This is a genomic window from Spirosoma arboris (genome assembly GCF_009754945.1).
Lineage (GTDB): Bacteria > Bacteroidota > Bacteroidia > Cytophagales > Spirosomataceae > Spirosoma > Spirosoma arboris.
In genome coordinates, this window is record NZ_WPIN01000002.1 from 490,598 (window position 1) to 505,687 (window position 15,090).

A 15,090-nucleotide genomic window follows, 5' to 3' on the forward strand; every position below is an offset into this window, starting at 1 on the left:
CTTTAGACATTAATTAAGGGTTCTCTCAATGGTAACCCAATTTATTTGGCCTGATGTACATTCACGCAGTAAGCCATTACCTACCAACACAGGTAGTTGGCAACGAACATTTTACCCAGCTCAATGGTCTTTCCAGCGACTGGATTATCGAACGCACTGGAATTGTGGAGCGCCGAAAAGCTGCTCCCGGTGAGAATACGAATACCATGACCATTGAAGTCGTTAAACGGCTTCAGGAAAAAGCAGATCTATCTACGATTGATTTGATTGTTGGCGGAACGTATACGCCTTACGATACTATCGTTTCTATTGCTCATGAGGCTCAGCATTACCTGGGCATTGCAGATATCCCAACTATTTCGATTTCAACGGCCTGCTCGTCACTGCTTAATGCGATTGAAGTAGTTGAAGGTTACTTTGCATTGAATAAAGCGACTCGTGCTCTAGTCATCGTATCGGAGCATAATACCCTTTATTATAATGAGCAGGATACGATTTCCGGCCACTTATGGGGAGATGGCGCAGCAGCTTTGCTCATCACTAAAGAACGACAGAGTGAGGATGATTTTGCTATTAAAGCCCTCCTGACGGGTGGAGCTGCTCATACTCCGAAAGCGACAACGGGAGTGATGATGAAACCTGCTGATGGGGGTGTTACCATGCCACATGGACGCGACGTTTTTATCAATGCCTGTCAGTACATGCCTAAGGCTAGCCTACAAGTACTTGAACGTTGCGGCCTGACGTTGGCTGATGTGGATTACATTTTGCCCCACCAGGCAAATCTGCGCATTTCACGGAATGTCATGAATACGCTTGGCTTGCCAGAAGAAAAACTGATTTCTAATATTCAGCGCTACGGGAATACAGGCTGTGCAGGCTGCGCTATAGCCCTTTCGGAGCAGTGGAATACGTTTCAAAAAGGACAGCGTATTGTCATCACCGTATTTGGAGGTGGCTATTCGTATGGGGCAATGTTGGTAGAAGTCTAAAAAGTAGTAAGTCTGTAAGTTATAAAGTGGTAAGTGGCTGACGCAGGTATATTTTCTTCGCGTCAGCCACTTACCACTTTATAACTTACAGACTTACTACTTTTACTACTGAGCTTCGGCCCGCCAAACGTTGTTCTTTTCATTGACATCCGGCAGCTTTTCGTCGGGGTCAAGAACAACCGATTTTAGGGGTGAAGTTGAGTTATATTTAAATGTCCAGGAACTACCCCGTTGCCAGACTTCTACGGGCAAATTCACGCGACCTTTCTTACCATTGCTTTCAGTCACTTCAATCGTAACAGGCATGGCCATTTTTTCGAGATTCTCAATCGAGATGAGTGATCCTTTATCGGCTGTGCCATCAACGTATTTCACCTCTTTGACACTCTGGTCTAATTTCCACGTCTCATAGAAGAAACCACGCCAGAACCAGCCTAAATCTTCACCGGCACCATCTTCAATGCTACGGAAAAAGTCATAAGGGGTTGGGTGTTTGAACGCCCAGCGATTTACGTAATTCCGGAACGCAAAGTCGAACCGGTCGGGGCCGAGAATCACGTCACGAAGTAATTTCAGGCCCATACCTGGTTTGTAATAAGCCAGAATGCCTAAGACCCGGGGCTGCTGAACATCTGGGATGGTCATAATAGGCTCGGCAGGATAGAACAATTGGGGTGCCATATCGTGCATGGTGCCACCCACTCTATTATACTCGCCCTTATTGAAATTGGCTGTCGAGAGGGTGTTAATAAAGGTGTTAAAGCCTTCATCCATCCAGGGAAACTTTCGCTCATTGTTTCCCACGATCATTGGGAACCAGTTGTGGCCAAATTCGTGGTCCGTTACGTTCCAGAGGGCATCTTTCTTGTCTTTATGGTCACAGAATATGATTCCGGGGTACTCCATTCCTCCAACAATCCCCGCCACATTCGTCGCCACAGGATAACTGAATTCGTACAGGTATTTTGAATAGAATTCTATCGCGCCCTTCACATATTCAGTCGAACGGTTCCAGGAGTCATTGGTAGCGCTTTCGGCTGGGTAAACCGATTGGGCAAGGGCAGTTTTACCACTTGGCAGGTTCATTTTAGCGGCATCCCATACAAACGCGCGCGAAGAGGCCCAGGCTACGTCACGGGTGTTTAAGCAACGAAATTTCCAGGTCAAGGTGCCCGATTTTTTCGGGCGAGTGTCCGCATTAGTTACTTCATCTTTTCCCCGAATAATCACCGTCTGATCACTTTTTCGAGCTTGATCCAGGCGTTTGATCTGCTCGACAGTTAACACATCGGCCGGATTCAGCAACTCACCTGAACCTACCACAATATGATTCCAGGGAACTGTAACGCTGAATTCATAATCGCCATAGTCGAGGTAGAACTCACCGGCCCCTAAATAGGGTAGCACATTCCAGCCTTCGATGTCGTCGTACACACACATACGCGGATACCACTGGGCAATCTCGTAAATAATGCCATCCTTACGCTGAAGTTGCCCCATACGGTCAGAGCCATATTCGGGAATTTTGAAGCTATAGGCAACTTTGACTTTCACAACATCACCCTTGGGCTTTACAGGTTCGGTCAGACGAACCTGCATACGGGTATCCGAAATCTCATAAGGAGTCGCGGTAAATTTGCCCTTGCCTTGATCGACGGTTACGCTCGATATTATCAATCCACCAGCAAAACCTAAGTTACCAAACCGGCCACCCGCAACAGGAGTCGTTTTAGCCGATCGTGAGGTGTCACTAAACGCATTCTGATCCAATTGAAGCCACAAATAGGCTAAAGATTCAGGCGAATTGTTTTTATATGTAATAGTTACTTCGCCTGTGATAGTATTTTGCTGATCGTCAAGTGCGACGTTGATCTGGTAGTCTGATCGATTCTGCCAGTAATTAGGTCCGGGAGCGCCACTGCCGGTACGGTAATCATTCCCCGGCTGCATATTAAATAAGGGATGAAATAGCGCAAGCGGGTCGTATTTTGAACCTGGCGTAGGCGTTGACGAAGATGATGTTTGGGCGAAGGATGGTAAATTTAGCAACCACAATCCAACCCAGAGAATGATTCTTTTCATGAAGTTCTGGTACGTAACAATTGTATTATTTACTACAAATAACGTGATAAAGCCCTAATATCAGATAGGAGCTATACAGGCAGGTGCCAGTTGATGCCGTGATGAACAAGTAGAAACAAAAACAGGCCAATCCAAAGGATGTCTACAAAGTGCCAATAGAGTGTAATTAGCCTGATTTTAAGCCGATTTGGTGGATTAACGCTGTATACAAACGAGTCGATATAAGGTCGCCGAAGTAGGGCTTCGCCCAACACAATACCCAGAAAAATCAGGCCGACCAGAATGTGTAGCAGATGAATTCCTGATATGATGTAAATAAACCCACCAGCCGGATTTCCCTCCAGGCCAACTCCTTCGAGAACTAATTGCCGCCATCCCCAACCTTGCAACAGCATGAATAGAATGCCTAACCCAAGAGTTGTGGCTAAATTGGTACGGTAACTCCCGAAGCGTTCGTGCCGAAAGGCCAGCATAGCGTTATTGAGCGTAAAGCTGCTCAACATAATGACCACCGTACTGATTAAAAATACAGTTGGCAGTTTTATATTAACCCAACCCGATCCAGTCCGACGAATCACGTATGTTACCAGCAACATCGTAAAAACCGTCACGCTACTGGCGATCCCCAACCAGACCATAAAGCGAAACGGCTCCCGCCGTTTGGTCACGAAGTTACTCATAGAGGACGTTTGTAGTTTGCGGTTCGTAGTTTGGAGTTACCCAACATCAGCCAGTTTTGATCTGGCATAAACGACAAACTGTAAACTTTTTCATAGTTCTCCTTTCCAAACGCGGTAGGCTGAAAATTGGTTTGGGACGACGATAGGGGCATTAAAAATTCCATATACCGTTGAACCCGATCCACTCATACTGGCGTATACAGCCCCAGCGTCGTAAAGTTGTTGCTTAATTTCAGCCAAAACCGGGTATTTAGGAAACAGGCTGTCCTCAAAATCATTGTGTACCCAATCACGCCAGGTACCAATCGGCATTTGTAACTGTTCGATCAAAGGTATTGTAGGCTGATGAGGTTTGACTCCGGCATAAGCTTCGGCGGTGGAGATAGCCAGGTTTGGATAAACAAGCACAAGATGATATCCTTTCAGATCAACTGAAATTTCCGAGAACACATCGCCTTTTTCTACACAATACAATGGACGATTCTGGATGAAGAAAGCGCAATCGCTACCCAGCAAACGAGCGTAATCTTCTAATGTTGAAACGCCGAGAGCCAGGCCAAATTGTTCATTTAGTGATTTCAGAACAAAGGCGGCATCGGCCGATCCTCCGCCCAGCCCAGCCCCAATCGGCACTAGTTTGTGCAGATGCATTTGAACAAATGGAAGGTCAAAATCAGCCTTTAATAAGTTGTAAGCCTTAACACAAAGATTATGTTGGCTATCTCCCGGAATGGCTAATCCACTGCTACCAAATGTGAATTCATCAGCTGGAATTATTTCCACTATATCTCCCCAACTAACGGGATAAAAACACGATTGCAGGTTGTGGAAACCATCAGCCCGCTTTTCAGTGATACGTAAACCAAGATTAATTTTACAGGAGGGAAATGTAAGCATTTGATCAAGTATAGCCGTATTACAAAGGTAATTCTTCCCAATCTAAACTATTCGTGAGGATACAAAAGCGAGGTCCAGCGATCTCAACAAATTGGCTGCTTTTTGGTTAAGCCTATTTGAAAAACTTCATTTCTCACACCTTATTAAATCCGCCCTTGTCGCTTTGTTAACAGGTTTACTAGTGTCAGCTTGCGTGAAAACAGACTCTAAGGTCGTCACGCCAGGTATACCAGAGGACCCTGACTGGATTCGCTTAGAGGCTCCTGCAGGTGGCGAAGCGATGGATGTAGCTGGAAATATAGACAGTGTCTTGTTTGTATCGACAATGTTTAAAATTTACAAGACGACTGATCAGGGCAAAACATGGGATATAATCTGGTCGGGTAACACAGGTCCAAATCCGGTGCTTATTCAAAAGGATACGCTCTGGCATCTGAAAGGTATAGTAACGTCTGTAACCAAAGCAAATTCGATAAAAACGGTACAAACAATTACACCAAAGGAATATAGTCTGGATGCAGGAAAGTCCTGGAATGCCATCAACGGACACGCCGAGTTAGGGAGACAAATTAACCGTATCAAGGCCTCAAACGGCACAATCTATTCTATTAAAGAGAACTCGACGAATAGCACGGTAAATCCATCCGAAATCACAAAACAGACAGCTACTTCATTGATTCCAGTACGTTTTCCATTCAAGCACACAATTAGTTCGTTGCTTCTCGATTCACAAAACAGACTGTATGTGGCTGTTTCTGGCACTTATCTACCAGAAAGCAATGGCATTTACTGTTGCCCGAGAGACCTCCCTTCAGTAGTTTACGTTTCGAAACGGCCGTTGCCTTAGTGAATAGGCCTATTTTATCGCTACTACTTTAAATTCTGTTCGGCGGTTTCGCTGATGCTCGGCTTCAGTACAGATCACGCCATCAGTGCAGTTGTTTACTAACTGCGACTCACCCATACCAAGGGTAGCCATACGTCGGCGATTGATACCTTTCGATACTAAGTAATTAGCCACTGCTTTTGCCCGCTGTAACGAGAGCGCTTTATTATGCTCAGCCTCACCCCGGCTGTCGGTATGCGACCGGATTTCAATAATAAGCGTTGGGTATTTACGCATGGTGGCTACTACCTTATCTAACTCGCGGGAAGCATCAGGGCGAAGGCTAGATTGGTCGAGGTCGTAGTAAATATTGTCGATCGTGACCACATCGCCTACGCTCAGCATCTTTAAATCAGCAGACAATTCTTTTGGTTTCGCCTTTTTAGGTAATTTCTTGATCTTATTGGTATTCGTTCCAAATTCGGGCTTTGAAGCTACTAACGTATAATCACAGCCCTCGTTAATATCAAATGAATACCGGCCATCAGGACCTGTTACGTATTCAAGCTGAGTTCGGTCGCATTCATTTCGAAGCCGAACCGTTACACCTTCAATGGGCTTGTGGTTTCGCTCGCTGAGAACCACCCCACGAACGCGCGATCGGGTTAACGTTGTACTGGGAATCGTACTCTCCGTCGGAATCGTATCCATAACAACCGTCGGTTTAATCAATCCAATTTCCAGCCGACTGGGTTGATCATCCGTTATAGCTCGGTTTGTGAAGCCGACGGTGCTATTAATATAGCCATCGCGACTAGCCTGGAATGTAAAATCATTTGTGCCTTCCAGACAAATTCTGACGAATCCATTCTGGTCGCTGGTTAGGGTTCGGTCCGGCCGCCCTTCCGCTTTGGATTTGATCAGTACACTGACGCTATCCAAAGGCTGATCTGTATTTGTGTCATACATCCGAATAATCAGGTCACGACAGCCGAAGAGTGAGCTTTCCCGAATAAATCGGTAAATATCATCATTTCCACCACGCCGATTACTACTGAAATAGCCGCCACGTCGGTTAGCATCTGTTATCAGGCCAAAATCATCTTGCGGAGAATTAATCGGTGCATCGAGATGCTCAATCGATTGCACTGTAACACCCTGGCTTAACGTAGCAAAAAATATATCTAATCCACCCAAGCCCTTATGACCATCCGTAGCGAAATACAGGTTTCCTGCTTCATCGACAAACGGAAATAATTCATTCCCCTTAGTATTAATCGTGCTTCCTAAGTTAACAGGGCGGCTCCATTTTCCAGCCTGAAAACGGCTAACATAAAGATCAGTACCTCCAAATCCACCCGGCATATCGGACGCAAAATAAAGCAACGCATCATCATGACTCAGCGCAGGATGCCCAACGGAATACTCGTCACTATTGAAAGGCAACTCGACAATATCCGTCCATGCCCCATTTTGTTGAATAGCGGTGTAAAGTTTAAGTTTGTTTACCCCTTCTGTACTCTTATTCGCCCGGCCATTGTTGTAGTTGTTACGGGTAAAAATAATTTGTGAGCCATCCTGCGAGAACGTAGCTGGACCTTCATGGTATTTTGTATTGAGCGTTCTGCTAAAGCGTTTCGACGCATTTTGAGAGTCCGCGTCATAACCTAACCCGCCGGAGATATTGATCCCTTCACCGAAATTTGGCACCGTAGGCGAATCATTCGCCGTTTCACGGCTATAACTATCGTTTCCATTACGCCGTTCGGTTTTAGCACGGTCGTTCACAGGTTTACTGATGCTACCGTCGGCATTAATAATACTCTCTACTTTCAGATTATTCCGATTAGGGATGTATAACAAATCCAGATAGCCTGATCCACCACCACTACCGGTAGTTTCAATGGCAGAGCCCCCTTTCTTTCCAGCTACATAGACAAGGCCATCCTGATAAAACGCTGGACTAAATTCCTCTCCGGAGGAATTAAAGGCCAGGTACTCTAAGCGATATTTTACAGCTTCCTTTCGGCCGCCCGTTGGAGAAGTGGCAGGCGGTGGATTTATGGATGACCGAGCTGGTTGCTTCGCTTTAAGTTGCTCATAGAGTTCATACTGTTTCTGACCCTCCTGATATTTACCATTACCAACCAATGTCTGGGCAAATTGTAGAAGTAGTTGTGGATTCTCGTCGGTGCTATTTGCCAACGCTTCCCGAAAATAACGCTCAGCTTTCTGACCATCACCAACTTGCTTATAGGCAGATGCCAGCCGGCTTTGGACCGTTGCTTTTTGCGTAGGTGTGAGTTGATCGCTCTGCTCGGTTAAAAGTTGCGAGTAAGCTTCTATTGCACGTCCATACGCTTTATAGTTGAGCAAACGGTCTGCCTGTTGCAACAATGAATCCACCTGTGCCCAAGCCATTGTATAGCTTAGCCACAGTAATGCCCCCACAATCCACGTTCTCCAATTCTTACTCATTGGTGTCTTGCTTAGACTCTACAATCAACCGTTCTGCTTCCATTCGCAAACGAATTTGACCTAAAATCATTGCTAAAAAACTTATCGGGCCAGCGTCAGAAATCGAACAAATTCTCGTCCATCACTAAGCCGGATCTGGTAATAATAAGTGCCATCAGGGAGACCTTGTTTCACATCAGCCGCTTTGACACCTTGATTTGCGATACCATTCCAATCATTTGTGTAATTTAAATTTTGGTAAACTAAATTCCCCCAGCGATTATAAATATCCAGTTGAACGGTTACTCCAACAGGCACTCGTTGAATAACAAATCGATCATTAATACCATCACCATTGGGCGAGAAGCCCTCCGGAATAAATACTGTTTCGCTTTCTTCGGGCTGCAGCGAGTGAAGAACAATGCTTGTAGGTTCGTCATTGTCGGTCGGATTTCCATTCTGGTCTGGGTCGACGTCTATGCCGTTGGTCGAACGATCACGGCAAATTCCACTACTGATATTCGTAGCTTGAACAGTAGCGATATTGCTAAATGTCAGCGTATTGGCCAAACTCACATTGAGCCGTACAGTTAGCAATACGCGGGCCTGTCCGCCAATCGGAAGGTTTCCGCCGTTAATTAATGTGGTGTCGATGCCACGTCCTGAATAAGCTGAATTAACGATCAGACCGCTGTCAGCCTGAACCTTTATCGAATGAATTTGCGCTCCCAGGCTTGCAAAAGCGACATCCAGATTATCAGCAATCTGAATATCCTTGAGCGCATGTTTACCCATATTAGCGACTATAAACTGATATGTCAATTCGACTAAGCGCTCTTTTCCATCAGCCACCCAGATCGGTTCGCTCACTTTCTTGCTTAATCCGATTAGCTCTCGGGCAGGGGCTGCTACCGTTTGCTGAACTGATGCTCCAACGCACGGCCCGCTACCGTCGGGGTCGGGAACAGAGAGGGTGAATCGAGTCGCACCACGTTGTCGGTCAGATTCAGACAATAGATAACGAGCGTTTATGCCTGTGCTGGTAAATAGACCTCCACCATCACTTTGCCAATTATGTACGTTTGCCAGGCCACCCAATTGTGCTTTTAACAGAACAATTCCTTTAGTCCAGTCGAGCGAGTCGAGTCGAATAGCAACCGTAGCCGGACTACTTAGGCAAGGTGGAATGGCATTCTGGCAGGGAGTAATGTCTACTGTGATAGCTGTAGGTTCCGTATAACAGCCGTCTGCAGTTCGTCCAAAAATGTAATACGTCCCGGTCAGCACTGCTCCTGACGACTGAACAGTAGATGCTGTAATAGATGGTCCTGTTCGGAATTCATAGCGAAGGCCGGAGCTGTTCCCATCTGTGATTGCTTTCGATAAATCAACCGTTTGAAATGGGCATCTGTTGTAGAGGGTTGTTAATAAATTTAACTTCTGAGCAACTGGCTGTACCACTACTAATACCGGCTGAGAACTGTCGCTACGGCATGAACCAACCTGACATACAGCTCTGTAATTGAGCGTATTAGTAGGGTTTATGTTTCTCACTAATCCTTCAACTCCATCCATCCAGCGAACGACACCTATGCAGCCCGATGCACTAAGCCGAACCGGTTGTCCAATACAAATTTCTTGTTTATCTGCCGAAATAATAGGCGTCTTCGGAGTAGCAATCTGCACCGAGATTGGGATAGATGGATTGCTATTACAGTTGTTCTGCTCGCAGGTAGCCCGGAAGACTGTAGTTTCCTGAAGATTGCCTATCCAGACTGAACCTGTATTTTGTTCGCTTCCATCCTGACTTATCCAGTGAACAGTTCCCGCACAATTAGATGCGGTTAACGTAACGGGCTCATTAGGGCATACAAGTTTCGATGAGGCTATAACCGTCGGCGCGTTAGGTGTGTTGACCGTAATCTTCCAGACTTCGGCAAAGCAACTGATGCATCCTGGTTTGGCGCGACAAATGGCGGTATACTTTGTCGTTTGCTGAGGTTTTACCGTAATCGTATTACCGATATCACCATTTGACCAAATAACGGTGCCGGTACAGCCTGTGGCGATTAATGTAACCAACTCATTACGACAGATAGCCTTGGCCGAACCTGTAATGACAGGCGGGTCGGGATTCTGGCATGTATCGGCTAACGGATAGGTCATGGCAACAACATTTCCAAATGTCATCAACCATATGATCAACCACCCATAATTTCCAGTAAATTTATTTAGTAGTTGTCTCCTCATCAATTCATGCTGCTTACCCGTATATAAGACGAATTTCATGCCAAGCCTGTGGCTAGTACATAATATCTACTAATTGGATGATTTAATGGATTACTACCTTTATTTGGTCAACAAACTATCATTCCATCGTATGACCGCGAAGGGCAAGTCTATGCCTCATAAACCATGCCAACATTTGGCATTTTTCAATGTAGAAACACAGCTAAGTTGACGAGCGCCTAAAGTTGACCTATGAACCTTTAACATATAGAGAATTTTCTACTCAATTAGTTAGGGACTGCGACCTTAATGGTATAAATCTGGTCGATACTTTCGGGAAGCTCGTGTTTATTGTGTGTGACGAAAAGAATGGTTTTGTCAATAAAACTGTCGATCAATTGTCGGGCTAATTGAACATGAAAAGAATCGATTGCCTGAAACGGCTCATCCAGTAACAAGACAGGCGCATTTTTCAGAAAAGCCCGTACCAACAAAATTAATCGCTGCTCCCCCGCAGACAAGGTACCAAATGAGCAGTCGATAAGGTGAGATAGTTTAAAATACGCAAATAAGTTAGTTAAGTCTACTTCCGTTTCAGGTGCCACCCGATTCGGAGGGGTAAGGGTATCTGTCAGGCCCGTCAGCGCAACCTGCCGGGCGGACAAACCCTGCGGAAAATATAAATGCAGTTCAGGAGAAACAAAGCCAATTCGACGTTTTACATCCCAGATACTTTCACCCGACTTGCCACGTCGATGACCAAAGACACTTACATCGTTAGAATACGCCTGTGGATGGTCTCCGTAAAGCAAACTTAGCAATACTGATTTGCCAGCCCCATTCGGCCCAAACAAAGCCCATCGTTCCCCTGCCCGAACAGCCCAGTCAAGGCCATCTAAAATGATTGTATCTCCGTAACGAACAGTTACATTACGTAATCGAAAGGCTTCCTGAAAATCGGTTATTGGCGCAGCTGTATTCAGAACTGGTGGAGTAATTTCAGGCCAACTAGTAGCTTCGGCAGTATAGTTCTCCTTGGGGCCTGCCCACCGGATCTGGCCATTTTCTAAATCAGCTATGTGCGTAATAAACGACGGAATATCATCAGGTTCTGTTACCAGCACAAGTGTCAGGCCGTGTTTTGTAAGATCGCCCAGCCAATTGGTCAGTTCGGCCCGAAAAACGGCATCCAAACCGACAAAAGGATTGTCTAGCAATAGAACCGATGGGTGTCGAAGGAGCGCTTTTCCAATGCGGGCTTTTCGGGTTTGGCCATTTGATAATTTAATAAATGCCCGATCCAGTATTGGAGTAAGCCCTAATCGGTCAACCAGCGCAAGCGATTCCGGCGAGTCAGTCAGCTGTAAAAAACTCCGTAGCGTTGGAATAGAATTATAAGCAGGGTCGCTACCTTCCGAGCTGTCGCTCATAGTAGCCTGATAGCGCTGCTGATAAAAATAGCCACTGTAGGAAAACCGACTGGACTCCTCTTTAAAAGAGACAAATTCTGTTGGTACCCGCCGAGACAAGGTAGCAGTTCCAGCATGAAATTGACCGGCTAGTGCCTGGAGAAACGTGGATTTCCCACTACCAGTTGGACCAATAACAGCCCAACACTCACCCGAATTCAGTTGGAACGTGAGTTCACGTATCCGTGTCCGTCCGCTTCGTTGGACAGTTAATTTATTCAACTCAATCAATGGAATTTGTTCAAACATAAAAACTGTGGCCATACCCTTGCAAAGGTATGGCCACAGGATTATTTTCTAGGCCAGATTTTATGGGTATCTTATTTTCCTGGAGGAATGGTCGTAGCGGGCGTCGTTGTAGCCGGAGTTGTTGTCGACGTTGACGACTTACTTTTCGTACGACGGCTATTATTTCCTGTTGAACCGTTATTCATCCGATCAGTTGTGTTTTGCATATCCGTCGTTGTCGACGTTGTTGTACCATTACTGTTCATGGTTGGCGTTCCCGTGCTGTAGGTCGATCCAACTGGGGGATTTACTCCCGTTTGATTCGTATTGGTATTAACTGCAGGATTCGTACTTATATCAGATGAGGTATTCGTACTGGTTGCAGGTGGTTGAGTCTGAATCGTACTAGGGCTTGTTGGCGTCACTGTTGTGTTTACACCCGTCGGAGAAGTCTGATTCACCCCAGTACTCATATTCGTACTAGTCCGAGGACTAGTTGAGTTTACACCTGTTGTGCCGGTCGAACCTGCATTGGTCGATGTATTCGTTGTTTGTGCGTTTGCACCGAAGGCTATGCCAGCTACCAGCATACAACCTATTATCATTTCCTTTTTCATCGTTGAGTTTTAACTTGTTATTCTATCTTATAACTCTACTAATAAGTGATTGTTTTCCCATAATTATTTTTTAATGAGAAATTTTATGTCTGTTTCCACTTTTAAACAAAAAGAGAAGCCGCAAGCAATGCGTGCTTACGGCTTCCCAAAAAGATATTAGTTTTCTTACAATGTCCCTTTTTTCATTTCCTTCACGGCAAAGTCTGCAGCCCGAGCCGTTAAAGCCATATAGGTAAGTGAAGGGTTTACGCAAGAAGCCGACGTCATACAGGCTCCATCTGTATTAAAGACATTCTTTACCGTATGAATCTGGTTATGAGCGTTCAACACCGACGTTTTTGGATCACGACCCATACGGGCAGTACCCATCTCGTGGATACCAATACCTGGGTGTTTCGACTCGTCGTTATAAGGCGTTACATTCTTCAGTCCAGCCGCTTGAAGCATTTCGGCGGCATCATTCATCATGTCGATCCGCATTTTTCGCTCGTTCTCGCCGTAGGCAGCATCGAATACGATAAGCGGTAGACCCCATTTATCTTTTTGGTCGGGGGAGAGCGTCATACGGTTGTTCGGATCAGGAATCATTTCACCAAAACCACCCAGACTCATTGTCCACTGACCTGGCGTTGTGAGGCTTTCTTTAAATTCAGCCCCGAAGCCTTCCATACCATTGCCACGGCCCCAGCCACCTCGGCCGGCACCACCCTGATAACCGAATCCACGAACATAGTCACGTTTGTCACCTGCCCAGTTCCGGTAACGAGGTACGTAAACCCCATTCGCCCGGCGACCGTAGTAATATTGATCCTCCATGCCGTCAAACGTTCCGGCAGCACCTACAGCAAGGTGGTGATCCATAATGTTCCGACCGAGTTGATCCGAATCATTACCCATACCATTCGGGAAACGGTGCGATTTGGAATTCATCAAAATCGACGTACTGGCAAATGCCGACGCGTTGAGGAAGATAATCCGGGCGTAATACTCACGAACTTCTTTCGTATTCTGGTCAATAACCCGAACGCCTGTAGCTTTCCCTTTTTTCTCGTCGAACAACACTTCCGATACAATCGAATCGGGGCGGAGAGTCAACTTCCCCGTTTTCATGGCAGCCGGTAATGTTGCCGATTGCGTACTGAAATAAGCGCCGTATGGGCAACCACGCATACACTGATTACGGAACTGGCAAGCCGCCCGACCAAGGTCATAGTGTAGTTGTTTAGGCTGGGTCAAGTGAGCAGTACGACCCATGGTAACAGTACGAGCAGGGAACGCCTTCTCGATACGCTTTTTCGCTTCTTTCTCCAGACAGTTCATCTGCATAGGCGGCAGGTAGTTACCGTCTGGCAAAACGTCTAGGCCGTCTTTGCTGCCCGAAATACCAGCGAAGGTTTCTACATACGTGTACCAGTTAGCTAGATCTTCGTAGCGAATTGGCCAGTCCACACCAATCCCTTCCTTGCCATTCGCCATGAAGTCTTCTTTGTTCCAGCGATAGCTTTGCCGACCCCACATCAGCGACCGACCACCTACGTGGTAACCACGAATCCAGTCTACTTTGCGTTTTTCGAGGTATGGGTTTTCTTTATCGTTCTCGAAGAAATGACGCCACTCTTCATTAGCAGTATAGCCAGTGCGCATATTAGCCCAGTATTCCTCGGCTGCCATGGTGGTTATTTTGCCCCGATGCGGAAAATCCCAGGGATTATTCGTTGCTGTCGGATAACCTTCAATGTGCTTCACATCGCGGCCCCGCTCCAGCATCAGTACTTTCAATCCTTTTTGGGTAAGTTCTTTAGCAGCCCAGCCACCCGAAATACCCGACCCAACGACAATAGCGTCGTAGGTCATATCTTTTTTTGCGTCGATATTGAGGTTCATAATTTTTTCAGGAGTGAGGAGTGAGTAGCGAGAAGTGAGAATTCATCCGGCATCAGCCTTTCTCACTTCTCGCTGCTCACTCCTAATACTAAATTAGATTGCCCAGGCCTTCTGACCGGGTTTGAGAGTAATACAACCGTCGTAACGGCCTGGAACAGCCACATATTCAAGAGCTTGGGTTGCACCAATCTCAGACGTAAAATAGCCCGTTAGCGTCAGATCTTTCAGAACAGAGAAGAACGGCGTATAACGCTTTTTGGCGTCCGGCATTTGTAAGTCGGCCTGAGAGTTCTCCACTTTTGTGGCCGCTTTGGCACCAGACATCTGAGCACGTTGCTCTTTATCGTCGGCCTGGAGTTTCTTCACAATTTCAATACGTTGCGTAGGATCGAGCTGCACAAACGCTTTTCCGTAAGCATCCTGGCTTAGTTTATTGGTCAGAGTCAGACCATCCAGGAAGCGTTGCTGATCATCGGGTTTGTAGCAATCTTTCAGCATAATATCAATCACTTCGTTCACCTTGGCAGCCTTAGCACCAGGCGTCTTCGTGGTCGGAATAATTGTATCAGCCAGTTCAGCGACGGTCGCGTCCTGATCGGCCGTAAAGAAAAGCGGCTTGCCTGTCAGGGCGCGTTGGGCGGCCGAGGCTTCGAGTGTATCGGCCAATGCAGGCGATACCACGCCGGACAACGTAATGGTTGCCCCAGCAAACGCAGCCACCCGCATGAG

Annotated in this window: 11 protein-coding genes; 2 read left to right on the forward strand and 9 right to left on the reverse strand. The window is 46.3% G+C overall.

All coding sequences use genetic code 11. The features are described 5' to 3' along the window. Nucleotides 1–53 precede the first annotated feature (53 nt). The gene (locus tag GO755_RS05995; protein WP_157583820.1) at nt 54–992 is read left to right on the forward strand and encodes a 3-oxoacyl-ACP synthase III family protein; all 939 of its coding nucleotides are present in this window, start codon (nt 54–56) and stop codon (nt 990–992) included. A gap of 105 nt (nt 993–1,097) precedes the next feature. On the opposite strand, the gene GO755_RS06000 is transcribed toward GO755_RS05995, so the two are convergent. The 3 genes from GO755_RS06000 to ispE all read right to left on the reverse strand — a co-directional run bounded on the left by GO755_RS06000 (nt 1,098) and on the right by ispE (nt 4,651). Further along, complete coding sequence (locus GO755_RS06000; protein ID WP_198174764.1) at nt 1,098–3,074, reverse strand: M1 family metallopeptidase; 1,977 nt, start codon at nt 3,072–3,074, stop codon at nt 1,098–1,100. Between the two features lie 71 nt (nt 3,075–3,145). After that, entirely contained in the window at nt 3,146–3,754 is a 609-nt protein-coding gene (locus tag GO755_RS06005; protein ID WP_157583821.1) for a cytochrome c oxidase subunit 3, read from the reverse strand. 90 nt (nt 3,755–3,844) lie between these two features. Beyond that, on the reverse strand, nt 3,845–4,651 hold the full coding sequence (gene ispE, locus GO755_RS06010; protein ID WP_157583822.1) for a 4-(cytidine 5'-diphospho)-2-C-methyl-D-erythritol kinase: 807 nt from the start codon (nt 4,649–4,651) through the stop codon (nt 3,845–3,847). A gap of 193 nt (nt 4,652–4,844) precedes the next feature. On the opposite strand from ispE, the gene GO755_RS06015 reads away from it, so the two are divergent. Further along, complete coding sequence (locus GO755_RS06015; RefSeq protein WP_157583823.1) at nt 4,845–5,498, forward strand: beta propeller repeat protein; 654 nt, start codon at nt 4,845–4,847, stop codon at nt 5,496–5,498. A gap of 9 nt (nt 5,499–5,507) precedes the next feature. Here the strand turns inward: GO755_RS06015 and GO755_RS06020 are convergent, their stop codons facing one another. The 6 genes from GO755_RS06020 to GO755_RS06045 all read right to left on the reverse strand — a co-directional run bounded on the left by GO755_RS06020 (nt 5,508) and on the right by GO755_RS06045 (nt 15,087). Continuing rightward, a complete protein-coding gene (locus tag GO755_RS06020; RefSeq protein WP_157583824.1) occupies nt 5,508–7,955 on the reverse strand; it encodes an OmpA family protein in 2,448 nt (815 codons plus the stop codon). A gap of 81 nt (nt 7,956–8,036) precedes the next feature. Next, on the reverse strand, nt 8,037–10,124 hold the full coding sequence (locus GO755_RS06025; RefSeq protein WP_227686873.1) for a gliding motility-associated C-terminal domain-containing protein: 2,088 nt from the start codon (nt 10,122–10,124) through the stop codon (nt 8,037–8,039). Nucleotides 10,125–10,450: 326 nt separating this feature from the next. Beyond that, complete coding sequence (locus tag GO755_RS06030) at nt 10,451–11,896, reverse strand: ATP-binding cassette domain-containing protein (RefSeq protein WP_157583825.1); 1,446 nt, start codon at nt 11,894–11,896, stop codon at nt 10,451–10,453. Nucleotides 11,897–11,952: 56 nt separating this feature from the next. Then, complete coding sequence (locus GO755_RS06035) at nt 11,953–12,477, reverse strand: hypothetical protein (RefSeq protein WP_157583826.1); 525 nt, start codon at nt 12,475–12,477, stop codon at nt 11,953–11,955. A 165-nt stretch (nt 12,478–12,642) separates the two neighbouring features. Further along, entirely contained in the window at nt 12,643–14,361 is a 1,719-nt protein-coding gene (locus GO755_RS06040) for a GMC oxidoreductase (RefSeq protein ID WP_157583827.1), read from the reverse strand. A 93-nt stretch (nt 14,362–14,454) separates the two neighbouring features. Further along, a complete protein-coding gene (locus GO755_RS06045; RefSeq protein WP_157584152.1) occupies nt 14,455–15,087 on the reverse strand; it encodes a gluconate 2-dehydrogenase subunit 3 family protein in 633 nt (210 codons plus the stop codon). Between the last annotated feature and the right edge of the window lie 3 nt (nt 15,088–15,090).